Below are 26059 nucleotides of genomic sequence, written 5' to 3' on the forward strand. Positions count from 1 at the left end.
TGGCGCTGTAGCGGGCTAGTAGGGATCGCCTCTGGCGAAGGCCCTGGTCGATGCTTAGGTAAGGCTCGCCTTATACTGGAGTCATCATGACGCAGCACGACCACGCCAGGCACACGGGAGCGACCCCCCATCGCGACGACCGGGTGCAGTTCGTCGTCACCGCAGACGAGACGTCGCTCGCCGAGGTGCAGAGCGAGCTGTCGCTGCTGCCGCTGTGCGCGAAGGGCCGTGTGTTCGTCGAGGTGCCGGAGCCGAAGGATGTCTTCGCCCTGCAGGTGCCCATGCGCATGACGGTGACCTGGTTGCCGCGTTCGGTGCGAGCCGGACGCCCTGGTACGGGAGAGCCGTGCGCGCCCGGTCAGGCCCTGCGTCGTGCGGTGCGTGCGTGGAGCGCCGAGATGCTCTGCGATGGGCCCGGCGAGACCCAGGCGATCCTCACCGGTGGCTTCCAGGGCGTGAGCGACGTCTACGACGTGCTCACCGCTCAAGCCGGGATGCCCGCCGAGCACATCACAAGCCCGTCGGTCTTCGGGCTGAACTCCCGCTCCGCCGCGAACTGACGGCTCTGCGGCGAACTGTCGGCGTCACGGCGAAAGCTGACGACGCCGGTAGAACGACGCCGTTCGATCAGGCCGCGTTCTGCGTCGACGCGAGCCCGAGCAGTCCCTCCGTCGCAGCCCACAGGTCGCGCTGAAGCTGCGGGTCGCGCGCCTGCGCGTTCACCCGCCCGGCCGCGGTGAAGCGGTCGAAGTAGGTTCCCGACGGCGCCTTGACCGGCGCTTCGCCTACGAGCGCGATGAGAGGCCCTGCGCCGGCCTCCGGCGACCGGCCGTAGTGGCCGCCCGTCACCGCGTGCCCGAAGCGGATGAACCGCGACTGGCCTCCGAACCGCGTCACGATCGTGCCGGGGTGGAACGAGTAAGCGGTCACGCCCGTGCCGGTCATCCGCTCCGCGAGCTCGCGCGTGAAGAGGATGCTCTCGAGCTTCGAGGTGCCGTACGCCTGCCATCCGCCGCGCCATGGCCGCTTCTGCCAGTCGAGGTCGTCGAGCCTCAGGGAGCCGAACAGGTTGGCCATGCTCGCCGTGTTCACGACCCGCACGGGGACATCCTTCGCGCTCTCGATCAGACGGTCGCGCAGCAGGGCGGTGAGCAGGAAGGGCGCGAGGTGGTTGGTCTGGAACGTGCGCTCGTGCCCGTCGACGGTGACCTCGCGGGTCGCGTACAGACCGCCCGCGTTGTTGGCGAGCACGTCGATGCGGTCGAGCCGCGCCAGCAGGTCGGACGCCAAGCTGCGAACGTCGTCGAGCTTCTCGAAGTCGGCCAGGAACCATTCGCCGCCGACCTTCTCGGCGACCGCGCGGGTGCGCTCTGCGTTGCGGCCGACGACGACCACCCTTGCGCCCTGTTCGGTGAGACGTTCTGCAGCGATCTCGCCGATGCCGGAGCTCGCCCCGGTCAGCACGATGGTTCGTGCCCTGGGCTCGGGCTCGCCGTTGCTCTCTGTCTCGCTCACAGGTATCCGCCCTTCTCGAGGCCGGCCTCGATTTCGAACCGGTTGTTCAGAGGATCCCGGCCCGCCAATAAGTACAGCACCGGGAACACCATTCCATACCGCTGCCATTGACGTTTGTGCACCGCTTCGTGCTCCAGCACGTCGTCGGTGACGTTGCGGTCGGTGAGGTAGCAACCGCCGATGCATGATCCGCCTCTGCGGAACGTGCTCCGGGGCATCCCGCTGAACACCCACAACCCTGCATGACGCTCGACTCGGCCGACGCTCCAGAGGAAGCCCCAGGCGAAGCCGACGGCCGTCGCGTAGCGATAGCCGAGGTTCGAGATCGGGGAATCGACGAGGAACAGCCTCGGCAGCGACCACAGTGCGGACGCGAGGCCGCCGAACGCGCGCACGATGCCCGCCACGCCGTCCACGAGGCTGTCGAGCACTCCGTCGAACGCGCCGCGGGCGGATGCCCCGCCGCGGCCAGAACCCGCCTCTTCGGTCATCACGTTCCCGCGTTCACTCGGTCGGTCGCCCGTAGCCCTCGAGGAGGCGCAGCCAGATCTCGCTGAGGGTCGGATACGACGGAACGGCGTGCCAGAGCCTGTCGATCGTCACCTCGCCGACGATCGCGATGGTCGCCGAGTGCAGCAGCTCGCCGACCTCGAGCCCGACGAAGGTCGCGCCGACGAGCACCTTTCGGTCTTCGTCGACGACCATGCGGGCACGTCCGACGTATTTGTCGCTGGCGATGGTCGCGCCGGCGAGCCACGAGATGTCGTAGTCGACGACGCGGGTCCTGATGCCGGCCTTCTCCGCCTCAGCGGCTGTGAGGCCGACGGAGGCCACCTCGGGGTCGGTGAACGTCACCTGCGGAACGGCGGCATGATCGGCGGTCGCGGCGTACTTCGACCACGGCGACAGCGTCAGCTTCTTGCCCTTGGCCCGGGCGGCGATCGCGTCTCCGGCGATGCGTGCGTCGTACTTGCCCTGGTGGGTGAGGAGGGCACGGTGAGTGACGTCGCCGACGGCGTACAGCCAGGCGTCGTCATCCGCTCCGTCGAACACGCGACCGCCGTCGTCGAGCACGCGCATCGAGTCGTCGACCGTGAACCATTCACCCGGGGTGAGGCCGATGACCTCGAGTCCGAGGTCCTGGGTGTGCGGCACTCGGCCGGTGGCGACGAGCACCTCGTCGGCTATGACCGTTGTGCCGTCATCCAACTCGATGGTGACACTGTCGCCGTCGCGGATGACGCTGGTGGGCGAGACACCGATGCGCACGTCGGCGCCGAGGTTCTGAAGGGATGTCTGCACGAGCTCGCCTGCGAACGGCTCGTTCTTGCCGAGCAGGCCGCTACGGGCGATGACCGTGACATCGACGCCGAATCCGGCGTAGGCGGTGGCCATCTCGACGGCGACGACGCCTCCGCCGATCACGGCGAGCGATGACGGTATCTCCTGGGCGCTGGTCACGTCTCGGCTCGTCCACGGGTCGGCGTCGATGAGTCCGGGGATGTCCGGCAGCAGCGATGCCGATCCGGTGCAGACCGCGACGGCGTGGCGTGCCGTGATGCGGGTGACCTCGCCGTCAGATCCCGTCACCTCGACCTGCTTCTGACCGGTGAAGCGGGCGTGACCGCGCACCAGGTCGATGTTCGCGCCGGTCATCCACTCGACCTGGCTCTCGTCGTTCCAGTTGTGGGTGACCCGGTCGCGGCGGCGCAGCACGCCGGCGACGTCGAGGTCGCCTGTCACGGCCTCGCTCACGCCCTCCACGTCGCGCACGGTGCGCAGTAGCGCTCCGCTGCGCAGTAGCGCCTTCGAGGGCATGCACGCCCAGTACGAGCATTCACCGCCGACCAGCTCTGCCTCGACGAGCACTGTCGTCATCCCGCCTTGCACCGTCAGGTCCGCAACGTTCTCCCCGACGGCTCCGCCACCGATCACCACGACGTCGTACTCGATCTCGTTCACCATCGCAGACTAGGGCGTAATGCCCGCTGTGTGCTGCTCTGCGGCGCGCTTGACCGCGGGTGCACCAACTGCTACGGCTTGGCCGTCGGCGCCTTCCTCAGCGCCCCGAGAACGCGCAGGATGACCGCCAGGTCGTCGCCGGCCGCGTCCGGGCTCCTCGGCGCGAACTCCGTGATCGCGGCCCCCGCCAGCGCGAATCGCCCTCGAAGGGCCCTGATCGCGCCGACCAGTTCGTCGGGGGAGAGCCCGAACGGCTCAGGGAACTGCACGCCGCCGATCGCACCAGGGTCGAGTACGTCGAGGTCGATGTGCAGGTAGACAGCCTCGGCGCCCGTCGCTTCGACCGCCTTGACTAGCTCATCCGGGTCGTGCAGTCTCTCGGGCGGTAGCGCGCGGATGCCCGTTTCATCGACATAGGCAGCCTCACCCTCGTCGAGCTCCCGGCAGCCCGCGAGCACGACCTGTTCTGGGCGGACAAGAGACGCGCCGGTCGAGGCGAGCGGCGCGGGTCCTTCGCCGAGCAGGGCACGCAGCACCATGCCGTGGAAGGCGCCGGTCGGAGACGACTCCGGCGTGTTGAGGTCGCCGTGCGCGTCGAGCCAGACCAGCGCAACGCTGCCCGGCTCGCGAGAGGCGACGGCGTGCTGCACGGCGGCGAGATCTGCGCTGCAGTCTCCGCCGATCGTCACGACGGGGTCGTCGCCCGCCGCGGAGAGCACCTCCAGCGCGAGACCGGCACGGTCGCGCACCGAGGCGATCGACGACAACCGGTGAACGCCGGTGCCGAGCGACTCGCCCGCCTCCATAGGAACGTCGACGAATGTCGTTGCCGAAGCGGGCAGGTCGCCGGCGATCGCCGTCGCCCCATCGATCAACTGCATCGCTCTCGAAGAGCTGGAGCCCTGCCACTGCGGCACGATCAGGAAGCGCATCTGCCCATTCTGGCGCGCGGTCGCGGCCGGTGGGCGACAGTGGGCGGGTGACTGTGGGCGGGCGCCGTGCCGCGCTCGCCTGTGCATACACGTCGTCCCCTGCGCGCTTCACGCAGGGGACGACGGGACGGGAACTACTTGGTGGTGGCTGCCAGTGCCTCGCGCAGCTCATCGGCGGTCATCCTCGGGCCGTAACCCGGGGTGTCGCGCTGGATGCGCCAACTCTCGCTCAGCGGACCGCCGTCGACCGTGTCGAAGCCGATCGAGTCGATGAAGGCAGCAACTGTCTGGTTGGCTGCTGCGTCGTCGCCGAAGATCGCGAGCGCGCGGCGATCGGAGGTGTCCGCTGCCTGCGCTTCCTCGGTGATCGCCGAGGCGTAGATGTGGTTGAACGCCTTCACAACGTGCGCGCCGGTCAGGTGGCGCTGCAGCTGCTCCGAGCTCGTGTCGGAGAGGTCGTCGAGCTCCGCGCGGTGTCCGTCGCGCTCCCAGTAGTAGTTGTTCGTGTCGATCACCGTCTTGCCCGCGAGCGCCTCGACCGGAACGGTGTCGATGGCTCCGAACGGAATCGTCACGACCGCGATGTCCGCAGCCTCTGCCGCCTCGAGGGCCGTGGCGGCACGGGCGTGATCTCCGAGCTCCGCGATCAGCTCTGCGAGCGTCTCCGGCCCGCGCGAGTTGCTCACCACAACGTCGTAGCCATTGGCGACCGCCCGGCGTGCGATCTGCGATCCGATGTTTCCTGCTCCGATGAGCCCGATTGTCGTCATGCTTCAGGGCAACTGTCCGACCGGGGCGGGCATTCCCCGCCCGGTTCATAGCTTCCGCCCGCGCGGTTCATAACTCCCGCCGCCCCCGCGGTTCATAACTCCTGCAATCTGCCGGTCGGGCATCGTCGAGGCGCCGCAACGACGCCGATCCCATCCGCGAGGGACAGAATCCGCAGGAGTTATGAACCGCAGAGGAGCGGTTCTAATGAACCGAGGAGTGCGGTTCGGCGTCAGGCGGGGATCGTCGCGATCATCCGCTCGAAGGCGGCGTCGAGGTCGGCGTCGAAGCGCTGCTGCTCGGGGTGCGCGTCATACCACTCGACGATCTCCTCGGCGCCGCGGGAGAACGTCACGGTGGTCGCGAACTCCGGCACGAGCGCCTTCACCTTGCTGTTGTCGAACACCATCGAGTGCGCCTTGTCGCCGATCAGGGTAGGGCCGAGCTCCGGCACGATGCGGGCGATCGTGTCCGACGGCACGTGCGCAAGCTTCGCCTCGACACCAGCAGCCTCGCCGAGCCAGGTGTAGATCTGGTTCCAGGTCGGCGCGTGGTCGCCCGTGATGTGGAAGGTGTCGCCCACCGCCTCGGGCCGGCCGAGCAGGCCGTCGAAGGCCACTGCGAAGTCGGTGTTGTGGGTGATGGTCCACAGGCTCGTGCCGTCTCCGTGCACGACGACCGGCTTGCCCGCGCGCATGCGGGCGATGTCGGTCCAGTGCCCGGAGGTCGGGATGGACGTGTGGTCGTAGGTGTGCGACGGACGCACGATCGTCGCGGGGAAGGCGTTCTCGCGGTACTCGTGCACCAGCAGGTCCTCGCACGCGATCTTGTCCTGCGAGTACTTCCAGAACGGGTTGCGCAGCGGCGTCGACTCGGTCACCGGAATGCGCGAAGGGGGTGTCTGGTACGCGCTCGCCGAACTGATGAACACGTACTGGCCGGTGCGCCCGGCGAACCTCTCCACGTCGGCTGCGACGTGCTCGGGGGTGAAGGCCATGAACTCGGCGACGACGTCGAACTCGCGCGACCCGATGGCGGCATCCACCGAGGCGGCGTCACGGATGTCGCCCTGCAGCTCCTCGACGCCGTCGGGCAGCGGCCGCGTGTGCGAACTGCCCCGGTTGAGCACGGTGACGGATGCCCCGCGTGAGACCGCGCGTGCGACGCACGCCGAGCTGATCGTGCCGGTACCGCCGATGAACAGGATCGATTTCGATGTCATGCTTCCGATACTGGCATCGTGGTCGTCCGGGTGTGGGGTGGGAATCGAGGATCACCCAGTTTCCGCGAGACGCCGTTCGCCCCGACTCGCTGGCGCATCCTGGCAGACGCCGCTGCGTTCGCGTCCTACCGTTGACGGGTGACTTTCGACGACCCATACGGCGGCGACGTGCTCGCCGGCGACTGGCGCTCCCGCGGCCGCGTGAAGCCGCAGACCATCGCAGCGGAGAACGACCTCGTCGTCGAGCTGGCAGACTCCGGGTACACCGGCGCCGTCGTCGGCATCGAGAACCGCCTTGTACAGCTCGAGGACCGTCACGGCGGGGTGCGCGCCTTTCCGCTCGGCGGCGGCTACCTCGTGGACGGCAAGCCCGTTGTGCTCGTGGCGCCCCCGTCGAAGGCGACGCGGCAGGGGCCCACCCGCACGGCATCCGGCTCGTTCAGCGTCGCGGATGCCCCCGCCCGCGTCGCCCGCGCCAGCCGCATCTTCGTCGAGGGTCGGCACGACGCCGAACTCGTCGAGAAGGTCTGGGGAGACGACCTGCGGGTCGAGGGCGTCGTCGTCGAGTACCTCGGCGGCATCGACGACCTCGACGCGATCATCCGCGACACGGCTCCTGGTCCGCGCAAGCGCATCGGGGTGCTGGTCGACCACCTCGTGCCTGGATCGAAGGAGACGCGGATCGCGGATGCCGTCGCCCGCGGACCACACGGGGCTCACGTGCTCGTGGTCGGGCATCCGTACGTCGACGTCTGGCAGGCGGTGCGACCCGAACGGCTCGGCATGCGGCAGTGGCCGACGATCCCGCGGAACGTCGAGTGGAAGAAGGGCATCTGCGCGTCCCTCGGCTGGCCGCACAAAGATCAGGCCGACATCGCACGGGCGTGGAAGCGCATTCTCTCGACCGTGTCGACGTATCGCGACCTCGAACCCGCGTTCCTCGGCCGCGTGGAGGAACTCATCGATTTCGTGACCAGCGACTGAGCCGCTCTCACTCGGGCTCGACGAGACCGTGGTCGAGTGCATAGAGGCTCGCGCCGACCCGGTTGGAGGCACCGATCTTCGCGTAGCTGCGCTCGAGATGGTTGCGCACCGTCTTCTCGCTCAGCACGAGGCGAAGAGCGATCTCCCTGGTGTTTAGTCCGCGAGCGACGAGGCCGAGCACTTCGGCTTCTCGAGGTGTGAGGTCGTCGTCGCGGTGGATGCGCGGGGATGCCGTTCCCTCCGCCGCCAGCGCCGCCGCGAGCACGGCCTCGACGCACTCGCCGTCGAGATGCCCGCGCGCGACTCCGTCTCGCAACCGGTTCGCAGCCTGGTCGGAGGAGAGCTCCTGTCGGTAGGGCCTCGGCTCCAACCCGTCCTGGTACGCGACGGAGGCCGCCAGCAGCCGTGATCCCCTGCTCAGCGTCGCTCCGGTCGCCCCGAGCGGATAGCCGGAGCCGTCGAGTCGCTCGTGATGGGCCCGCGCGACCAATCGCACCGGGTCGAGTGCCGGAACGCGGATGAGCACGCGATCGGTCAGGTACGGATGCATCCTGACCCGCTCCCATTCGGCGGCGGAGAGGTCGCCCTGCTTCGACCAGATCTGGTTGGAGACCCCGAGCCTGCCGATGTCGTGGAGATGCCCGGCCCTCCTGAGTACAGCTGCCCCGTCGTCTCCGAGGCCGGCACGCACCGCAGCAGCGGACGCCAAGGCGGCGACGGCGCGCGAGTGCCCCAGCATGAACGGGCACTTGAGGTCCACGAAGTCGCCGACGGCGGAGATGAGCTCGTCGAGCGCGGGCCCTGTCAGAGGGAGCTCGTCGTCGGGGGCTAGCGCGAGCGCGTCGGCCCACGTGTCGTCGCCGGGGGATGGCTCCAGGATCTCTTGGGGATCCGCCAGTAGAACGTCGACGACTGCCGGGTCGAACTGCCCACCTCTGCGGCTGCGCGCCATCGCGACAGCGCCGTCTAGGCCATACGTTCGCTGATGCACCTCGGCGACGTCGGCCAGTTGCGCAACCCGCATCTCGATCGGGATCGCCTCGCCCGACGCCCCGCTCGGGAGCCCAGCACCGTCCCACCGCTCGAAGGTGAACTCGACGGCATGCGCCACGTCGTCGCCCAGCCCGATGTGCCTGGCGAGTGCAGCGGCCGATGTGCAGTGCGAGTGGATCAGGATGCCGAGCTGTCCTTTGGCATCCCTCAGCAGTTCGGCAACGGTACGCATGCGCGTCCCCGGCGATTCCCCGCGAGCGATGTTGCCCAGCAGGAAGCGCAGGTAGGGGAGACCCGTCCAGTCGACCAGGTAGGCGTCGCGACGCACGGCGATGTCGTCGCCGAACCAGCGCGCGTATTCCGGAGAATCGGCATGGCAGCCGATCCACATCACCAGCGTCGAGTAGTACACGCACGCTCGCTGCTCCTCCGTCAAGCAGAGCCGGTCGGCCAGCCTGCAGGCGATGACGCAGGAGCGCAGCATGTGCTCGGCGGGCTGCCCGAGTCCCAGATCGATGGCCACCGACAGCGAGGCCAGCACCTCGACGCGCCGCGGCGGTCGCGCCGGCTGCTCTCCGGCTCCCGCACGTTCGGCCGCGGCGCCCATGGCACCATTCTGCAGCGCGGCCGGTCCGGAGGGACCGGATCGCGTGCCGCGGATCATCGGTCGGTCCGGCCCGGTCATCCTCTGGTGACGGGGCGGCGATGGAGCTCGGCCGTCGTGTCGGCGCTCGCGGTGCCGGGCGTGGCCGTGAACCTGAACCGGCCGGCGAAGAAGATGCCGCGCTGGGGGAGCCAGAGGTCGGCCATCCTGGTCTGCTCCGGAAGCGGCGCGAGCCGTCCGAGGTCGTCGTCGCCCAGCCGGGCACGCCCACCCGTCACCCGCCACACGTTCAGAGGGGCGGCTTTGAAATGCTGCTCGTTCGGCGTCGTGCCGCGCAGGCGGATTCGGCCCGAACCCAGCATGACGCCCGCCATGGGACCCATGGGGGCCAGGACCGCGTCGCGGGCCCAAGCGCTGTCGGGCATCGAGCCGGCCATACCCGACATCATGCGGGTGGCCGGGGAAGCGCTCAGCTCGAGGCGCCACCGAAGCACGCCGGGGAGGGTCACCTCGACTCCGTGGTCGGATGACCACCGAAGGTCGATCGCGGGCACTTGCTCGGCTGACGTCGCTGCCGCCCCGAAGTAGCGCGGACAGCTCAACTCCGGCGCGACTGTGGTGTAGATGGTCCAGCGGCCGTTCGGATCCCGGTGCCAGATCGCTCGATATGCCGGTCCTACCGAGCTCGCCACCATGTGACGCAAGGCGAGATAGTGGCCGGACTCGAAAGGTACGCCCATGGCGCCGTATCCGATGAAACGTTCGTCCGCGTCTTCCGCGTCGATGTAGGAGACCGCCCCTGTGGCAGCCTCCCGCACCAGCGCCTCTGCGACTGATTTCGGTGTGTTGTGAGTCATGTGCTCAGGGTGCGCCGGGGGCGGACGAGCCGCATGAGGCATCCGCCTCAATTCCGGCACGGGACCGGCAGCGTCTGCCCGACCTCGGTGCGGAGGCAACTTGCCGGATCTGCTCGGATTCTGTCGCTTCCCGGCATTGCCCACGACACGCGGCCGCCGAACGATGGTGGGAGCCGTCTCGGGACCGGGCCGGCTCGAACCGATGAGGAGTGATGGATGACAGCGACGAGCATCGACGACGGCAAGGGTTCGACCGGGGCGGGGTTCCCTGGCGTGGGGTTCCTCGGCGTGGGGATCATGGGCGAGCCGATGGCGCGCAACCTTCTTGCCTCAGGGGTCGGGCTCGCGGTGTGGAATCGGTCGGCGCCGGCGGTCGAGCGACTCGTCGCCGAGGGGGCGAAGGCGGCCTCGTCGGTGCGCGAGCTGTTCGCCACATCCGACGTCGTGCTGATGATGCTCTCGACCGAGCAGGTGATCGATGAGACCTTGCTGCGCGGAACCGACGACTTCGACGCACTCGTCGCCGGCACGACCCTGGTGCATCTCGGCACCACGTCACCCGAGTACTCGCGTGGGTTGGAGCACAGCGTGGTCGCAGCGGGCGGGCGCTACGTCGAGGCGCCCGTCTCCGGATCAAGGGAGCCGGCGACGCGTCGCGAGCTGATCGGAATGCTTGCGGGGACTCGGGATGCCGTGGACGACGTTCGTCCCATCGTCGACCTGCTCTGTGCATCCACCACGGTCTGCGGAGCGGTGCCCGCTGCACTCACGATGAAGATCGCGGTGAACGTGTTCCTCATCACGACGGTCACAGGCCTGGCGGAGACGTTCGCGTTCGCTCGGTCGGCCGGGCTCGACGTCGAGCAGCTGCGGGGAATCCTCGACGGCGGGCAGATGTCCTCGCCGATCTCACGCGTGAAGACGGCCAAGCTCGTCGCCGGCGACCTCAGCCCGCAGGCGGCGATCTCGGACGTGCTGAAGAACTGCGACCTCGTGCTGAATGCCGCCCGCGACTCCACCGTGGATGTGCCGCTGATGGATGTCTGTCGCGACCTCTTCGCACGTGCCGTGTCTCGCGGGGACGGCACCCTCGACATGGCTGCCGTACGCCCAGACGCCGTCGGCTAGGCGCAGCGACGTTCGCGGTCGGGGTCGGCCCTGCCGGTCATCCGCCCTGCAGCGCCAGGTACTGGTGCACGAACGCGACGGCCATGCCGCCCTCGCCGACACCCGCGGCAACTCGCTTGACCGAGCCGGACCGCACGTCGCCGACGGCGAAGACGCCAGGCACGCTGGTCTCGAGGGCGAAGGGGTCGCGATCCCCGAACCACCGTCCGCTCCTCGCGGCCTCCGAGCCCGTGAGCACGAAGCCGTGCGCGTCGCGGGCGACCTGGGGCGGCAGCCAGTCGGTGACGGCATCCGCTCCGATCATCACGAACACGACGGTGCACGGCTCGGTCGTGGTCTCTCCCGTGCGACGGTCGGCGACATCGAGGGCGTCGAGCCCGTCGTCTCCGTGCAGCCCGACGATCTCGCTGCGGGTGCGCACCTTGATGCTGTCGTTCGCCGCGAGCTGGTCGATGAGGTAGCGCGACATGCTGGCCTCGAGCGACTCGCCCCGAACCAGCATGGTGACCGAGCGTGCGTGCCTGGAGAAGAACAGCGCAGCCTGTCCCGCCGAGTTACCGGCACCGACGATGCAGATGTCGGCGCCGTGTGCCAGCCCTGCGTCGCTGCGTGCCGCCCCGTAGTACACGCCGCTGCCGAGGTAGCTGGCGACCGACTCCAGCGGCAGCCGCCGCCAGCGCACGCCGGTGGCGAGGATGATCACCGGTGCCGCGAGCGTCTCGCCGCCGTCGAGCACGACCTCGTGACGGCCAGACGACGTGCTCGGGTGGAGCGCCTCGACGACTCGCGTCACCACGATCTCGGCACCGAGCCGCTTCGCCTGCTTCAGTGCGCGGCTCGCGAGATCGTCGCCCGAGACACCGAACGGAAAGCCCGTGTAGTTCTCGATGCGGGTCGAGGTTCCGGCCTGACCTCCCGGGGCGTGAGCCTCGACCACTACCGTGCGCAGGCCCTCCGCCGCACCGTTCACCGCCGCCGTGAGGCCGGACGGCCCGGCTCCGAGCACGATCACGTCGTACTCGCTCGTCGCGGGTTCGACATCCAACCCGACCGCCATCGCCGTCTCACGAAGCGTCGGTGCAATGACTCGCCGCCCATCGGCGAGCTCCAGCACCGGATAGTCATCGCCGCCCTCGGCCGACTCGACGACGACCTGGTCGAACGCGACCTGGTTGCGGGTCAGGAATCCAGCGATTTCGTGCGCTCGGGCGTCGTGTCGCGGTGCGATCAGGTGCACATCGATGTCGGGCTGGGTGGATGCCCACATCTGCAGATCGCCGAGGTAGCTGCGCGCGAGACCGGCCACCTGTTCGGGGATCGCGGGCGCCATCGCGCCGAGCGTGTAGAAGGTGGCGGCATCCAGCTTGATGATGCGGGCGGCGTGCATGGCACGACCGCTGGCGGGGAAGGGCACGCTCAGCGTCATCGGCACCTCGCCGAAGAACTGGCCGGGATTGCGGGTGCCGATCACGAGCTCGTCGCCGTTGACCACCTTCGTGATCTCGGCTCCGCCCTCGACGACGACGAAGAAGGCGCGATCGTCGCCCTCATGGGCGAAGTACTCGCCCGGCACGAGACGGATGTCCTCGACCGCGCCGACGAGATAGGTGAGAGCTTCGCTCGGCAACGGTGCGAAGACGTCGATGGCGCGCAACTCGTCGACGGTGATCATGCGATGAGGCTCGGGGTCGGGGTGCCCGTGCGCCGTGCAGCCGTGCCGCTCGCTCGTGTCATCCGGCGACGCTAGCAGCGGCGGCATGCCCTGCGACAGCCACCCGCTCGGGGGCCGCGACCACGTGCTCGCCACTTGTTGCGGGATGCCCGCGCCGGATGCCGCACGAAGTGGCGACGACCTGGGGGTGGGGACGAGCGACGACCTGGGGGTGGGGACGAGCGACGACCTGGGGTGGGGAAGGGGTGAGGTGCCCCCAGAAGGATTCGAACCTTCGGCCTTCTGCTCCGGAGGCAGACGCTCTATCCCCTGAGCTATGGGGGCTCAGTGCCCGACAAGGCTAGCACCCCGGCTGGGTCGTGTTTACGCCGGAAGGTTGGCGAGCACCGCTCCGACCACCTGGCTCGCGTCGCCCGGCTCGATGTAGTCCTTCGACTCGACGACGACCCAGTAGTCGCCCGTGAACGCCTGGGCGACGCCGACGGACTGGCTCACGGCGAAGTAGCCCATCACCTTCGGTGGCACACCGTAGGTGGGCACCACGTTGCTGTCCGTGATCGCAGCATTCTTGAGTGCGGTCAGATCGTCGGGCGTCGGGCGCGCGATCGATACCGAGACGGTGTTGCCTGTCTGCCCGTTGGTGTATCCGCAGGCGACGCCCGCGTCGTCGACGGCCTTCGCCGCATTCGACCCCTTTTCCGGAGTGAAGCCGGAGGCCGCCGCGATGGCCGGCGTCATCTTCGAGAGCTGTTCGGTGGTGAGGACTTGATTGCAAGTGAGGGTCACGGGCGTCGGCTTGGCGGAGGGGGTCGGTGCCGTCGTCGCCCCAGTCGACGCCTTCGAGCCTGCTGTCTGCGATGCGCTCGCGGCTGGTTTCGGCGAGGCCTGACATCCGGTCAGGAGAAGTGCAGAAGCCGCGACGAGAGCCAGTCCGGCGGCGGTGCCGGCGAGGCGTGGAGCACGTGGAAGGCGGCGGGAACGGTCAGGGCGCATGAAGGATGGCTTCCGAACGGGGGTGGGGGCGCGTGCGCACGAGGATAGCAAGTGATGGTGAGGCTCTCCTCCGGCGGCGGTGGGCCATCGCGCGGGCACCCTCGTCGGACGCTCCGCGTGGGCCCGATAGAATCGGTCGTCGTGAATCCCGATCAGCTCGCCGACCAGTTGTACGCCATCGTCACCGACGTGGTGGACCGCCGGCGAGCCGCGAACGGGATGACCGAGACGCAGCCTCTGATCGCACGCGACGACATCCGGCTTGAGCGTCCGCGCAACCGCGAGCACGGCGACTGGGCGTCGAACGTCGCCATGCGGCTCGCCAAGCCGCTCGGCACCAACCCGAGAGAGCTCGCCGAGGAGATCGCCGGTGAGGCGGCGCGGCTCGACGGCGTCGCGGCCGCGGAGGTGGCCGGACCCGGCTTCATCAACTTCCGGCTGGATGCCGCTGCCGCGGGTGCTCTCGCGAAGACCATCGTCGACGCAGGGGAGGGGTACGGCAACGGCTCCCTCTACGAGGGTGTGCGGGTGAATCTCGAGTTCGTCTCTGCGAACCCGACGGGCCCCATCCACATGGGCGGGGTGCGCTGGGCGGCCGTCGGAGACAGCCTGGCGCGCGTTCTCGCCGCAGAAGGCGCTGAGGTCACGCGCGAGTACTACTTCAACGACCACGGTTCGCAGATCGACCGGTTCGCCCGCAGTCTGCTCGCCAGCTACCTCGGCGAGCCGACGCCAGAGGACGGCTACGGCGGCGCCTACATCGGCGACATCGCAGGCCGCGTCGTCGACACCTACGACGGCGACCTCGCCACGCTCGACCGCGACGCCCAGCAGGAGGTGTTCCGCGACCTCGGAACGAACTTCATGTTCCACGAGATCAAGCAGAAGCTGCACGGCTTCGGCGTGGACTTCGACGTGTACTTCCACGAAAACGACCTGCACACCTCGGGTGCGGTGGAGCACTCGATCGATCGGCTGCGCGAACTCGGCCACGTCTACGAGCTCGACGGTGCGACCTGGCTGCGCACCACCGAGTTCGGTGACGACAAGGACCGCGTCATTGTACGCAGCAACGGCGAGCCCGCCTACATGTCGGGCGACATCGGCTATTACCTGAACAAGCGCGAGCGCGGCTTCGAGCAGAACATCATCATGCTGGGGGCCGACCACCACGGTTACGTGGGCCGGCTGATGGCGATGACCGCAGCATTCGGCGACATCCCCGGCGTCAATCTGCAGCTCCTCATCGGACAGATGGTGAACCTGCTCAAGGACGGCGAGCCGGTGCGCATGAGCAAGCGCGCGGGAACGATCGTCACGCTCGACGACCTGGTCGACGCCGTCGGGGTGGATGCCGGACGGTATGCACTCGTCCGCTCGTCGAGCGACTCGCCGCTCGACATCGACCTCGACCTTCTCGCGAAGCACTCGAACGACAACCCGGTGTACTACGTGCAGTACGCGCACGCGCGCACCCGCTCTGTCGCGCGCAATGCGGAGGCCGCGGGGGTGGCCCGCACCGCGTTCGCACCCGAGCTGCTCACGCACGAGACCGAGTCCGCGCTGCTGGGTGCGCTGCAGGAGTTCCCGCGCATCGTCGCCCTCGCCGCCGAACTGCGCGAGCCGCACCGCATCGCGCGGTACATCGAGGAGGTCGCCGGTCTGTACCACAAGTGGTACGACAGCTGCCGGGTCATCCCGCTCGGCGACGAACCGATCACCGACCTGCACCGCACCCGGCTGTGGCTCAACGACGCAACCGGCCAGGTGATCCGCAACGGGCTCACGCTCCTCGGAGTATCGTCACCCGATCGCATGTAGCGCAGGCCGCCGCGGCGACACGTCGCGGCAGAGGAATGGGGAAGCATGTCGACGCACGATCAGTGGAACCACTCGCCTGATGGAGCTGAGACGTCCTCTGGGGCGGGGCCGCAGGATGCCGCGCAGACGGACTCCGCGCGGATGGACACGGCGCCGACCGGCACGGCGCAGTCCGACACCGAGCAGACCGAGGTCTTGCCGCCCAACGGGGGAGTGCCGACCGTGGCGCCGCAGCACCCGAAGCGGCCTCGCCGTCGCGGCCTGCGCGCCCTGATCTGGACGGTCAGTGCCGTCGTGGTCGTCATCGGCCTGTTCTTCATCGCCGATGCGATCGTGCGGCAGGTGGCGCAGAACCAGGTCAGCAGCCAGATCCAGAAGGAGCTGCCCTCCGATGTGACGGCGAAGGACCTCACGGTGACCATCCACGGGTTCTCGGTGATCGGTCAGTTCATCGCCGGCCGCTTCGATCAGGTCGATCTGGATGCCGCGCACGCGACCGTGCAGGTCGCGCCGCTCAGCGCGCGCATCGTCGCCTACGACGTGCCGACCGACTTCAGCAAACCGGTCGGCCGCATCGATGGCAGCATCGTCATCAGCCAGGATTCGGTCAACCAGCTGGTGCAGCTGCCCGACGCGACAAGCGTGACGCTCGGAGACAACACCGTCGGGCTCAAGGGGACGGGGCAGATCCTCGGCATCTCGGTGCAGTACACGGCCTCGGTGACCCCGACGCTCAAGAACGGCGACACCGTGGTTCTCACTCCGCACGACGTCAGCGTGAAGGCCGGAGGCGGCACCCTCGACGTGACGCGGTTCGCGAAGGATCTGCTGCCAGACAGCATCCCGATCTGCGTCGCCCAATATCTGCCGAAGGGTGTCGAGGTGACCGACCTCACGGTCCAGCAGGGCTCGGCATCCATCTCGGTCGGAGCGACGGACTTCGTGGTCGACGATGCGTCGCTGCAGAGCAAGGGCACCTGCGGCTGATCGTTCCACCGCGGGTGCGCTCCGTGTTACGTACGCGTTTTCTCGCGGCAGCAGGGGTCTCGTTAGACTCGGTGGCGCGCTTTCGCGCACCAGTTTCCCGGCTTCAGGGGCCAATCCGGGCCCGCTCGCCTCCTCATCGACAGTACGAGGTGACCCATGGCCGACAACCCGCTGGCACCCGCATGGCTGACTGCACCCGACGACGCCAACGCCTTCGCCCAAGGGGTGTGGCCGACGAGCCTGAGGCGAGCGGATGACGGTTCCGTCGCGCTCTCCGGAGTAGACGTCGCAGGGCTGGTCGCCCGGCACGGCACTCCGCTCTACGTGCTCGACGAGACGGAGGTGCGTGACCGCGCGGCCCGCGTGCGCGACGCCTTCACCCGGGCCTTCGACCGTGTCGGATCGACAGCGGAGGTCTACTACGCAGGAAAGGCGTTCCTGAGCACCGAGATCGCGCGCTGGGTCACCGAGGAGGGTCTCCGTGTCGACGTGGCGAGCGGCGGCGAGCTGGCCGTCGCGCTGGCGGCCGGCGTCGACCCCGCACGCCTCGGGTTCCACGGCAACAACAAGTCAGCGTCCGAGATCGACCGCGCAGTCTCCGTCGGGGTCGGCACGATCGTGATCGACTCCGAGCAGGAGATCGAGCGAGTCGTCGCGGCTGCGTCGGCTCACGGTCGGGTGCAGCGCGTGCGGCTTCGAGTGCGCACTGGCGTGCACGCGCACACGCACGACTTTCTCGCGACGGCGCACGACGACCAGAAGTTCGGGGTCGCGATCTCCGATGCCGAGCGCCTCGTTTCGGTCATCCGCTCGCACGACGCCCTCGAGTTCGTCGGCCTGCACTGTCACATCGGCTCGCAGATCTTCGGGGCGGACGGTTTCGGCGAGTCGGCGGCGCGCCTGATCGGGGTGCACGCCCGGCTGCTGGCGGGTGGCCCCGTGCCGGAGCTCAACCTCGGCGGCGGGTTCGGCATCGCCTACACCGCAGCTGACCGGCCGGACGACATCGAGCAGCTGGCGCAGCACATCGCGCAGGTGGTGGCTGCGGAGTGCGAGAGCGCCGACATCCCCGTTCCCGTCCTGTCGTTCGAGCCTGGCAGGTACATCGTCGGCCCCGCAGGCATCACGCTCTACACGGTGGGCACGACCAAGTCCGTCGACCTGGATGTCGACGACACGCCCGCCAGGCGCCTCTACGTCAGCGTGGACGGCGGAATGAGCGACAACGCCCGCACCGCCCTCTACGGCGCCGACTACTCCGCCCGGGTCGTCGGAAGGAGCTCGGATGCGGAGCCCGTTCTCGTGCGGGTCGCCGGCAAGCACTGCGAGTCCGGCGACATCGTGGTCGACGCCGAGTACCTGCCAGGCGATGTCGTGCCAGGGGACATCCTGGCCGTCGCGGCGACCGGCGCGTACTGCTGGTCGCTGTCGAGCAACTACAACTATCTGCCGCGACCCGCCGTCGTCGCGGTGCGCGAAGGGCACGACCGCGTGATCGTACGCGGAGAGACCGAGGACGACCTGCTGGCCAGGGATGCCGGCGCGAGGCACAGTGTCGCATCGTCGTCCGTCGCAGCCTCCGGCGCGCGCAGCGCGGATGCGCCCGGCCCGCTTGCGCGTGCCGATCGCGGGCAACGGGCGGACCACGCTGAACGGGCCGACCGTGCGGCTCAGGGGGAAGAGAAGTGATCGAATACCGAAGCCTCAAGATCGCACTGCTCGGCGCAGGGTCAGTCGGCTCCCAGGTCGCCAAACTGCTGCTCGACCACAGCGACGAGCTCGCCGCCCGCGTCGGCGCCGGACTCGAGCTGGTCGGCATCGCGGTGCGCGACCCGGATGCCCAGCGCCGAGTCGACCTGCCCCGTGAGCTCTTCACCACCGACGCCCGCTCGCTCATTCTCAGCGCCGACATCGTGATCGAGCTGATGGGCGGCGTCGACCCTGCTCGGGAGTACGTGCTGCTCGCGCTGAACTCGGGCGCCGACGTCATCACCGGCAACAAGGCGCTGCTCGCCGAGCACGGCCCTCAACTGTTCGCCGTTGCCGAGCAGGTCGGCGCCCAGCTGTACTACGAGGCGGCAGTGGGTGGCGCCATCCCGATCATCCGTCCGCTGCGCGACAGCCTGGCGGGCGACAGGGTCGAGCGCATCCTGGGCATCGTGAACGGCACGACGAACTTCATCCTCGACCGCATGGACACCGCGGGCGACACCCTCGAAGACGCGCTCGAGGTCGCAACCGAGCTCGGCTACGCAGAACGCAGCGACCCCGCCGCGGATGTCGAGGGCTACGACGCGGCAGCGAAGGCGGCCATCCTCGCCGGCCTCGCCTTCCACACGACCGTTCCGCTCGAGTCGGTGCACCGCGAGGGCATCACCGGGATCACGAAGCAGCAGGTGGATGCCGCGCGCGAGGGCGGATACGTGATCAAGCTTCTGGCCATCTGCGAGCGGGTAACGGGCGAGGATGACCGCGAAGGCGTCTCTGCGAGGGTGTACCCGGCGCTCGTGCCGAGGCAGCACCCGCTGGGCGCGGTGCGCGGCGTGCACAACGCCGTCTTCGTGCAGGCGGCTGCCGCAGGCGACCTGATGTTCTACGGCGCAGGGGCCGGCGGCCTGCAGACCGCGTCGGCCGTGCTCGGCGACGTCGTCTCCGCTGCCCGCAGGCACGTCGTCGGCGGGCCGGGCGTCGCCGAGTCCACGCACGCCGACGTTCCCGTGCTCGACATCGGGGCGGTGCGCACGAGATATCAGATCACTCTGCGCGTGACGGATGCCCCCGGCGTGCTCTCGCGCATCGCCGCGATCTTCGCCGTGAACGAGGTCTCGGTGGAGACAGTGACGCAGACCGTCGCCTCGTCTCTGCAGGTGGTGCAGGCATCCGCTCCCGCGTCGGTGGCCGAAGCCGCCGGTCAGGAAGCGGGCCCTGCCACGGCTACGCTGGTCATCGGAACGCACGAGGCGTTCGAGTCCGCTCTCGCGGCAACGGTCGACGTCCTTCGCGCCAGCGAAGAGGTCGTCGCCGTGACCTCTGTCTTACGAGTTGAAGGAGTCTGACGTGGCGCACCAATGGAAGGGCGTTCTGCGCGAATACGCCGATCGCCTCGACGTGACGGACGCGACGCCGATCGTCACCCTTGGTGAGGGCGGCACCCCGCTCATCCCGGCGCCCGCGCTCTCGCGTCGCACCGGAGCGGACGTGTACGTCAAGTTCGAAGGCATGAACCCCACCGGTTCCTTCAAGGACCGCGGCATGACGATGGCCATCTCCAAGGCCATCGAGCACGGCGCCGAGGCGGTCATCTGCGCGTCGACGGGCAACACCTCGGCGTCGGCCGCCGCATACGCGGCTCACGCGGGCATCCAGGCCGTCGTGCTGGTGCCGGAGGGCAAGATCGCCATGGGCAAGCTCAGCCAGGCGATCGCGCACGACGCGCAGCTCCTGCAGGTGCAGGGCACCTTCGACGACTGCCTCGACATCGCACGTGACCTCGCCGCGAACTACCCGGTGCACCTGGTCAACTCGGTCAACAACGACCGCATCGAGGGACAGAAGACGGCCGCCTTCGAGGTCGTCGAGGTGCTCGGGGATGCCCCCGACTTCCACTTCATCCCCGTCGGCAACGCCGGCAACTACACCGCGTACACCCGCGGTTACACCGAAGAGGCCGAGCGCGGCGTCACGACGAAGCTGCCGCGCATGTTCGGGTTCCAGGCGGCAGGCAGCGCCCCCATCGTGCTCGGACACCCGGTGAAGGACCCAGACACGGTCGCCAGCGCCATCCGCATCGGCAACCCAGCGTCGTGGGAGCTCGCTCTCACCGCTCGCGACGCCACGAACGGCTACTTCGGGGCGATCGACGACGAGGTCATCCTCGCTGCTCACCGCATCCTGTCCGCCGAGGTCGGCATCTTCGTCGAACCGGCCAGTGCGATCAGCGTCGCCGGTCTGCTCGAGCGCGCCGAGGCGGGAGTCATCCCCGCAGGCTCGAAGGTCGTGCTGACGGTCACGGGTCATGGCCTGAAGGACCCGCAGTGGGCGCTTCGCGTTCCCGGCGGCGGAGAGGTCACGCCGACGAGCGTTCCGGTCGACGCGGCCGAGATCGCCGAGGTGCTCGGGCTCAGCCCGACGGGCGCCGCGTGAGCGCGGTCGTCGCGCCGGCGACCGGCACCAGCGTGCTGGTGAAGGTGCCGGCCACCTCAGCGAACCTCGGCCCCGGGTTCGACACGCTCGGACTCGCGCTGGCACTCTACGACCAGCTCACGGTCACCGTGCGCGACCGGCCCGGAGCCACCGTCGAGGTGCACGGTGTCGGCGAGGGCGAGGTGCCGACCGACGAGACCAACCTCGTCGTGCGATCGATCGCGCACACCTTCAACGCCGTCGACGTTCCGCTTCCCGGCCTCGACCTCGTCGCGCACAACTCGATTCCGCACGGGCGTGGCCTCGGGTCATCCGGCGCGGCGATCGTCTCGGGCATCCTCGCTGCCAAGGGCCTGCTCGAGGGAATCGTGGAGCTCACGCCCCAGCGACTTCTGACCCTCGCGACCGAGCTCGAGGGACATCCCGACAATGTGGCGCCCGCTCTGTTCGGCGGTCTCACCATCGCGTGGATGTCCGGCGCGGGCCCCCAGCACAAGAAACTCATGGTGCACCGCGGCGTCTCGCCGCTGGTCTTCGTGCCTGAGCACGTCATGTCGACGGCGCTGGCGCGCAGCCTTCAGCCGACATCGGTTCCGCACGAGGACGCCGTGTTCAACGTGTCGCGTTCGGCGCTGCTGGTCGCTGCGCTCGTGCAAAGCCCCGAGCTGCTCCTGGCGGCGACGGAGGACAAGCTGCACCAGAACTATCGGGCGAAGGCGATGCCGGAGACCGATCGGCTGATCTCAGCGCTGCGCGACGCTGGCTTCCCCGCCGTCGTCTCGGGTGCCGGACCCTCGATCCTCGTGCTGTGCAGCGACCCCGCTCAGCGTCTCGCCGCTGCGGAGCTGGTCGCCGAGCGTTCGGACACGACCTGGCAACCGCTCCTGCTCGCCGTCGACTTTCTCGGCGCAACGGTGCAGTCGGCGGATGTCGCCACGGCCTGAGCCGTTGGCCAAACGGAACGTCGGAGGGTGGTAAACTGTACCCACCTGCCAGACGGCGCGAAACGTACGCGAATCTGGTGTTCGGGTGAATCTCTAGAATCTCACTTGCTGTCGTGCTTGCCCGAAATCCGCGCATCGATCCCCGACGGGGCGCGGAATCATGAACGGGCGGCTTTCACACGGCACGCACTCTGAGCGAGGCGGATCTATGCCCGCCAGAGGAAAGGAATCCTCTTCACGTGACTGATGTCAACCTCCACGCCGATGGTGTGGACTCCACTGTCGATCTGTCCGGCCTGCGCGTTCCGCAGCTGCAGACGCTCGCTGCGAACCTCGGCGTCTCCGGCGCCGGCAAGCTCCGCAAGGGCGAGCTGATCGCTGCGATCGAGGCCGCGCGTGCCTCGGGCAACGAGGCAGGCACCGACGCGGCTCCTGCTGCTGAGACGGTCGGCGCCGACGCCGTCGTCCCCGCTGAGGCGTCAGCTGTCGCTGACCCCGCGCCAGAGGCTGCGACGCTCGACATCCCCGAGGCTGAGGCTGCAGAGCCTGAGACCGCAACGTCCGACGCGTCCGTGCCGGCCGAGCCGCAGCTGAGCCCGCAGGAGGCGGAGGCTGCTCTGCAGGCCGCCCTCGACCTCCAGACCCCGCCCGCGCGCACCCGCCGTGGTTCGCGCCGCGTCACGAGCGTCGACGGCGGACGCACCGTCTCTGCCGCAACGCACGTCAACGCGGGCCAGGCCGGGCTTCCCGATCTGCCGACCGAGGGCGGCAACGACGCGGCCGAGTCGAACGGCTCCCAGGGATCCTCCGAGGCTCCGGCCGACGCACAGGGCGCCGAGTTCGCCGAGGGTGCCCAGGGCGACAGGTCGTCGGATGCCCAGGCATCCGACGCCGAGGGCGGGCAGCAGCCCCGCCAGAGTCGTGGCCGCAACCGCGGACGCAACAAGAACCGTCGCGCCGAGAACGGCGAGGGCGGCGACAACGGCGAGCAGCAGGGTGGCCAGCAGGCTCAGAACCAGCAGGGTGGCCAGCAGGGCCAGAACCAGCAGGGCCAGAACCAGCAGAACCAGAACCAGCAGGGCCAGAACCAGCAGGGCCAGAACCAGCAGCAGAAGCAGGGTCAGCAGAACCAGAACCAGAACCAGAACCAGCGCGGCCAGAACGGTCAGCAGCAGGGTGGTCAGCAGAACCAGCGCCAGAACCAGAACCAGGGCGGCCAGCAGGCGCAGGATGACGAGCGTGGCGGTCGCAACCGCTACCGCGACCGCAAGCGCCGTGGTGCAGCGGGCGACGATGTCGAGCCCGAGATCCTCGACGACGACGTGCTGATCCCCGTCGCGGGCATCCTCGATGTTCTCGACAACTACGCGTTCGTGCGCACCAGCGGCTACCTGCCGGGCCCGAGCGACGTCTACGTCTCGCTCGGCCAGGTCAAGAAGTACAACCTGCGCAAGGGCGACGCGGTCGTCGGAGCGATCCGCCAGCCGCGCGAGGGCGAGAACACCGGCCGCCAGAAGTACAACGCGCTGGTGAAGGTGGACTCGGTCAACGGCCAGAGCGTCGACGAGGCACAGGCCAGGGTCGAGTTCAACAAGCTCACCCCGCTGTACCCGCAGGAGCGCCTGCGCCTCGAGACGGAGCCGACCAAGCTCACGCAGCGCATCATCGACCTCGTCGCCCCGATCGGAAAGGGCCAGCGCGGCCTGATCGTGGCACCGCCGAAGGCGGGCAAGACGATCGTGATGCAGCAGATCGCCAACGCGATCACCACGAACAACCCCGAGGTCCACCTCATGGTCGTGCTCGTGGACGAGCGGCCCGAAGAGGTCACCGACATGCAGCGCACGGTGAAGGGCGAGGTCATCGCCTCCACCTTCGACCGCCCCGCTGAGGACCACACCACGGTCGCCGAGCTGGCGATCGAGCGCGCCAAGCGCCTCGTGGAGCTCGGCCACGACGTGGTCGTGCTGCTCGACTCGATCACGCGCCTCAGCCGTGCATACAACCTGGCGGCGCCGGCATCCGGTCGCATCCTCTCCGGTGGTGTCGACGCTTCGGCGCTGTACCCGCCGAAGCGCTTCTTCGGTGCTGCTCGCAACATCGAGCACGGCGGATCGCTCACCATCCTGGCCACTGCGCTCATCGAGACCGGCTCCAAGATGGACGAGGTCATCTTCGAGGAGTTCAAGGGCACCGGCAACTCGGAGCTGCGCCTCTCGCGCCAGCTCGCCGACAAGCGCATCTTCCCGGCGGTGGACGTGAACGCGTCGGGCACGCGCCGCGAAGAGATGCTGATGAGCGGCGACGAGGTCAAGATCACCTGGAAGCTGCGTCGCGCCCTCGCCGGACTCGACCCGCAGCAGGCGCTCGAGGTCGTGCTCGGCAAGCTCAAGGAGACCAGCTCCAACGTGGAGTTCCTGGTGCAGATGCAGAAGTCGATCCCGGCTCCCACGGTCGGACATGGCGTCGCGCACTCGCACGCGCACGAGAACGACCACCGCTAGCTTCCTCGGATGCCCATCGCGGCATGCCCAACACACGCGTGGGCATGCCGCGGTGGGCATCCGTCATTTCCCGTCATTTCGTCACCCAACAGCGATTCAGGAGCACCCGTGTTCGACTCGATTCAGACGCTGCTCGACGAGCACGAGCAGCTGCAGGAGCAGCTCGCCGACCCCGCGCTGCACGCCGACGCCGCTCGCGCGAAGAAGGTCAACCGCCGATACGCGGAGTTGAGCCAGATCCGGGCGGCGTACGAGTCGTGGAAGTCGCTGGGCGAAGACGTGGATGCCGCACGAGAACTCGCCAAGGAAGACGAGGCGTTCGCCGAGGAGCTGCCCGCGCTCGAAGAGTCGCTGGCGGCAGCGCAGGAGAAGCTGCGCCGGCTGCTCATCCCTCGTGATCCGGACGATGGCCGCGACGTCATCATGGAGATCAAGGGTGGCGCCGGGGGAGCGGAGTCCGCGCTGTTCGCCGCCGACCTGCTGCGCATGTACCTTCACTACGCGGACTCGAAGGGCTGGAAGACCGAGCTCCTCGAGCAGGACCAGACCGACCTCGGCGGCTACACGAACGTGCAGGTCGCCATCAAGGGCAACTCGCCAGACCCGGCGCAGGGCGTGTGGGCGCACCTGAAGTACGAGGGCGGCGTGCACCGCGTGCAGCGCGTTCCCGTGACCGAGTCGCAGGGACGCATCCAGACCTCGACCGCCGGCGTGCTCGTCTTCCCCGAGGTGGACGAGCCCGAGGAGATCGAGATCAACCCGAACGACCTGCGCATCGACGTGTTCCGGTCCTCCGGTCCAGGCGGCCAGTCGGTGAACACGACCGACTCCGCCGTGCGCATCACCCACGTGCCGACCGGCATCGTGGTGTCGATGCAGAACGAGAAGTCGCAGATTCAGAACCGTGAGGCCGGCATGCGGGTGCTGCGCGCGCGGCTGCTGGCGAAGCAGCAGGAGGAGCTGGACGCCGCGGCGTCGGATGCCCGCAAGTCGCAGATCCGCGGCATGGACCGCTCCGAGCGCATCCGCACCTACAACTTCCCGGAGAACCGCATCGCCGACCATCGCACCGGATACAAGGCGTACAACCTCGACCAGGTGATGAACGGCGCGCTCGACCCGGTGATCGACTCCGCGATCCAGGCCGACGAGGAGGCGCAGCTCGCCGCCCTCGGTGAGGAATGATTGCGAGGGTGACCCTTCCCGATCTTCGCCTCGTCGCCGCCGACATGGACGGCACCCTGCTCGACGAGCAGGGGTGCGTGCCCGATCGGCTCTGGCCGCTGCTGAACGTGATGCGCGACCGCGGCATCTCCTTCGTGCCGGCGAGCGGGCGTCAGTACGCCACCCTGCGGCACACATTCGCGAACGTGGCCGACGACATGTCGTTCATCGCCGAGAACGGCACCTACGTCGTGCACAACGGCGTCGAGGTGAGCTCGTCGACGATGGTGCCGTCGTTCGTTCGCACGGTGCTCGACGACGTGCACCGGCTCGCAGCCGAGGGCGTCGACCTAGGGATCGTGCTCTGCGGCAAAGAGCGTGCGTACGTCGAGCGCGACGACCGGTCGTTCCTCGACGAGGTCGCCAAGTACTACCTCGCGCACGAGACGGTGGACGATCTCGCCGATCGCACGGAGGGCGTCATCAAGATCGCCGTCTTCGAGTTCGGCGACATCGAACGCGACGTCGAACCGGCGATGGCCCATCACCGCGCAACGCATCAGGTGGTGGTCTCCGGCGGCCACTGGCTCGACATCATGGCAGACGGCGTCAACAAGGGCACGGCCCTTCGAGCGCTGCAGAAGGCTCTGGATGTCTCGCCGGCACAGACCGCGGCGTTCGGCGACTACCTCAACGACGTCGAGATGCTGCAGGCCGCCGAGTTCTCCTACGCGATGGAGAACGCCCACCCCGCGGTGAAGGCGGTCGCGCGCCACGCCGCGCCGTCGTACGTCGACGAGGGCGTCATCACGGTGCTGGAGAGGCTGCTCGGCCTCGCCTGACGGCGCGCCACGGGAGAGCACGGC

22 protein-coding genes and 1 tRNA gene are annotated in these 26059 nt (G+C 68.8%); 12 read left to right on the forward strand and 11 right to left on the reverse strand.

What is annotated here, in order from left to right:
• Positions 1–86 precede the first annotated feature (86 nt).
• A complete protein-coding gene (locus ACYVDN_RS01325; RefSeq protein ID WP_460567687.1) occupies positions 87–560 on the forward strand; it encodes an SIP domain-containing protein in 474 nt (157 codons plus the stop codon).
• 67 nt (positions 561–627) lie between these two features.
• Here ACYVDN_RS01325 and ACYVDN_RS01330 read toward each other — a convergent pair whose 3' ends face one another.
• The 6 genes from ACYVDN_RS01330 to ACYVDN_RS01355 form a co-directional block, all read right to left on the reverse strand.
• Entirely contained in the window at positions 628–1515 is an 888-nt protein-coding gene (locus tag ACYVDN_RS01330; RefSeq protein ID WP_460567689.1) for a Rossmann-fold NAD(P)-binding domain-containing protein, read from the reverse strand.
• Positions 1512–1880: a Fe-S oxidoreductase gene (locus ACYVDN_RS01335; RefSeq protein WP_460572180.1), complete on the reverse strand. Its 369-nt coding sequence runs from the start codon at positions 1878–1880 to the stop codon at positions 1512–1514. Before ACYVDN_RS01335 ends, ACYVDN_RS01330 begins: the two co-directional genes overlap by 4 nt.
• 139 nt (positions 1881–2019) lie before the next feature.
• Entirely contained in the window at positions 2020–3477 is a 1458-nt protein-coding gene (locus ACYVDN_RS01340; protein ID WP_460567691.1) for a dihydrolipoyl dehydrogenase family protein, read from the reverse strand.
• A gap of 71 nt (positions 3478–3548) precedes the next feature.
• The gene (locus ACYVDN_RS01345) at positions 3549–4409 is read right to left on the reverse strand and encodes an arginase family protein (protein ID WP_460567693.1); all 861 of its coding nucleotides are present in this window, start codon (positions 4407–4409) and stop codon (positions 3549–3551) included.
• A 134-nt stretch (positions 4410–4543) separates the two neighbouring features.
• Complete coding sequence (locus ACYVDN_RS01350; RefSeq protein ID WP_460567695.1) at positions 4544–5179, reverse strand: NADPH-dependent F420 reductase; 636 nt, start codon at positions 5177–5179, stop codon at positions 4544–4546.
• Between the two features lie 230 nt (positions 5180–5409).
• Entirely contained in the window at positions 5410–6399 is a 990-nt protein-coding gene (locus ACYVDN_RS01355; protein ID WP_460567697.1) for an SDR family oxidoreductase, read from the reverse strand.
• Positions 6400–6537: 138 nt separating this feature from the next.
• On the opposite strand from ACYVDN_RS01355, the gene ACYVDN_RS01360 reads away from it, so the two are divergent.
• A complete protein-coding gene (locus tag ACYVDN_RS01360) occupies positions 6538–7383 on the forward strand; it encodes a DUF3097 domain-containing protein (protein WP_460567699.1) in 846 nt (281 codons plus the stop codon).
• A gap of 7 nt (positions 7384–7390) precedes the next feature.
• Here ACYVDN_RS01360 and ACYVDN_RS01365 read toward each other — a convergent pair whose 3' ends face one another.
• Both ACYVDN_RS01365 and ACYVDN_RS01370 read right to left on the reverse strand, forming a co-directional pair.
• Positions 7391–8983, reverse strand: coding sequence for an HD domain-containing phosphohydrolase (locus ACYVDN_RS01365; protein ID WP_460567701.1), 1593 nt, complete (start codon positions 8981–8983; stop codon positions 7391–7393).
• Positions 8984–9057: 74 nt separating this feature from the next.
• The gene (locus ACYVDN_RS01370; protein WP_460567703.1) at positions 9058–9837 is read right to left on the reverse strand and encodes a hypothetical protein; all 780 of its coding nucleotides are present in this window, start codon (positions 9835–9837) and stop codon (positions 9058–9060) included.
• Between the two features lie 216 nt (positions 9838–10053).
• Here ACYVDN_RS01370 and ACYVDN_RS01375 point away from each other — a divergent pair, with 216 nt between their 5' ends.
• The gene (locus ACYVDN_RS01375; protein WP_460567705.1) at positions 10054–10965 is read left to right on the forward strand and encodes an NAD(P)-dependent oxidoreductase; all 912 of its coding nucleotides are present in this window, start codon (positions 10054–10056) and stop codon (positions 10963–10965) included.
• Between the two features lie 37 nt (positions 10966–11002).
• Here the strand turns inward: ACYVDN_RS01375 and ACYVDN_RS01380 are convergent, their stop codons facing one another.
• From ACYVDN_RS01380 to ACYVDN_RS01390, 3 genes are all read right to left on the reverse strand, one after another.
• Entirely contained in the window at positions 11003–12637 is a 1635-nt protein-coding gene (locus ACYVDN_RS01380) for an FAD-dependent oxidoreductase (protein WP_460567707.1), read from the reverse strand.
• A gap of 251 nt (positions 12638–12888) precedes the next feature.
• Positions 12889–12961, reverse strand: a tRNA-Arg gene (locus tag ACYVDN_RS01385).
• 39 nt (positions 12962–13000) lie between these two features.
• Complete coding sequence (locus ACYVDN_RS01390; RefSeq protein ID WP_460567709.1) at positions 13001–13423, reverse strand: hypothetical protein; 423 nt, start codon at positions 13421–13423, stop codon at positions 13001–13003.
• Positions 13424–13771: 348 nt separating this feature from the next.
• Here ACYVDN_RS01390 and argS point away from each other — a divergent pair, with 348 nt between their 5' ends.
• From argS to ACYVDN_RS01435, 9 genes are all read left to right on the forward strand, one after another.
• Entirely contained in the window at positions 13772–15451 is a 1680-nt protein-coding gene (gene argS, locus ACYVDN_RS01395) for an arginine--tRNA ligase (protein WP_460567711.1), read from the forward strand.
• 45 nt (positions 15452–15496) lie between these two features.
• Positions 15497–16438 (forward strand): LmeA family phospholipid-binding protein, encoded by a 942-nt coding sequence (locus ACYVDN_RS01400; RefSeq protein ID WP_460567713.1) that lies wholly within the window; start codon positions 15497–15499, stop codon positions 16436–16438.
• 156 nt (positions 16439–16594) lie between these two features.
• Complete coding sequence (gene lysA, locus ACYVDN_RS01405; RefSeq protein ID WP_460567715.1) at positions 16595–18127, forward strand: diaminopimelate decarboxylase family protein; 1533 nt, start codon at positions 16595–16597, stop codon at positions 18125–18127.
• Positions 18124–19494 carry a homoserine dehydrogenase gene (locus ACYVDN_RS01410; protein ID WP_460567717.1) on the forward strand — a complete coding sequence of 457 codons (1371 nt, stop codon included), beginning with the start codon at positions 18124–18126 and terminating at the stop codon, positions 19492–19494. The genes lysA and ACYVDN_RS01410 overlap by 4 nt, the downstream gene beginning before the upstream one ends.
• Position 19495: 1 nt before the next feature.
• Positions 19496–20581 carry a threonine synthase gene (gene thrC / locus ACYVDN_RS01415; RefSeq protein WP_460567719.1) on the forward strand — a complete coding sequence of 362 codons (1086 nt, stop codon included), beginning with the start codon at positions 19496–19498 and terminating at the stop codon, positions 20579–20581.
• Positions 20578–21525 (forward strand): homoserine kinase, encoded by a 948-nt coding sequence (gene thrB, locus ACYVDN_RS01420; protein WP_460567721.1) that lies wholly within the window; start codon positions 20578–20580, stop codon positions 21523–21525. The genes thrC and thrB overlap by 4 nt, the downstream gene beginning before the upstream one ends.
• A 239-nt stretch (positions 21526–21764) precedes the next feature.
• On the forward strand, positions 21765–24029 hold the full coding sequence (gene rho / locus ACYVDN_RS01425) for a transcription termination factor Rho (RefSeq protein WP_460567723.1): 2265 nt from the start codon (positions 21765–21767) through the stop codon (positions 24027–24029).
• 108 nt (positions 24030–24137) lie between these two features.
• Positions 24138–25214 (forward strand): peptide chain release factor 1, encoded by a 1077-nt coding sequence (gene prfA, locus ACYVDN_RS01430; RefSeq protein WP_460567725.1) that lies wholly within the window; start codon positions 24138–24140, stop codon positions 25212–25214.
• An 8-nt stretch (positions 25215–25222) separates the two neighbouring features.
• Positions 25223–26035, forward strand: coding sequence for a Cof-type HAD-IIB family hydrolase (locus ACYVDN_RS01435; protein WP_460567727.1), 813 nt, complete (start codon positions 25223–25225; stop codon positions 26033–26035).
• Positions 26036–26059: the final 24 nt, after the last annotated feature.

The organism is Humibacter soli (assembly GCF_054779035.1).

What these genes read in the sequence shown, in the direction of transcription:
- lysA (WP_460567715.1), top strand. Translation starts at nt 16,595, where the DNA reads ATGGCCGACAACCCGCTGGCACCCGCATGGCTGACTGCACCCGACGAC.
- ACYVDN_RS01345 (WP_460567693.1), bottom strand. Translation starts at nt 4,409, where the DNA reads ATGCGCTTCCTGATCGTGCCGCAGTGGCAGGGCTCCAGCTCTTCGAGA.
- ACYVDN_RS01370 (WP_460567703.1), bottom strand. Translation starts at nt 9,837, where the DNA reads ATGACTCACAACACACCGAAATCAGTCGCAGAGGCGCTGGTGCGGGAG.
- ACYVDN_RS01365 (WP_460567701.1), bottom strand. Translation starts at nt 8,983, where the DNA reads ATGGGCGCCGCGGCCGAACGTGCGGGAGCCGGAGAGCAGCCGGCGCGA.
- ACYVDN_RS01375 (WP_460567705.1), top strand. Translation starts at nt 10,054, where the DNA reads ATGACAGCGACGAGCATCGACGACGGCAAGGGTTCGACCGGGGCGGGG.
- ACYVDN_RS01350 (WP_460567695.1), bottom strand. Translation starts at nt 5,179, where the DNA reads ATGACGACAATCGGGCTCATCGGAGCAGGAAACATCGGATCGCAGATC.
- ACYVDN_RS01355 (WP_460567697.1), bottom strand. Translation starts at nt 6,399, where the DNA reads ATGACATCGAAATCGATCCTGTTCATCGGCGGTACCGGCACGATCAGC.
- ACYVDN_RS01380 (WP_460567707.1), bottom strand. Translation starts at nt 12,637, where the DNA reads ATGATCACCGTCGACGAGTTGCGCGCCATCGACGTCTTCGCACCGTTG.
- ACYVDN_RS01325 (WP_460567687.1), top strand. Translation starts at nt 87, where the DNA reads ATGACGCAGCACGACCACGCCAGGCACACGGGAGCGACCCCCCATCGC.
- ACYVDN_RS01400 (WP_460567713.1), top strand. Translation starts at nt 15,497, where the DNA reads ATGTCGACGCACGATCAGTGGAACCACTCGCCTGATGGAGCTGAGACG.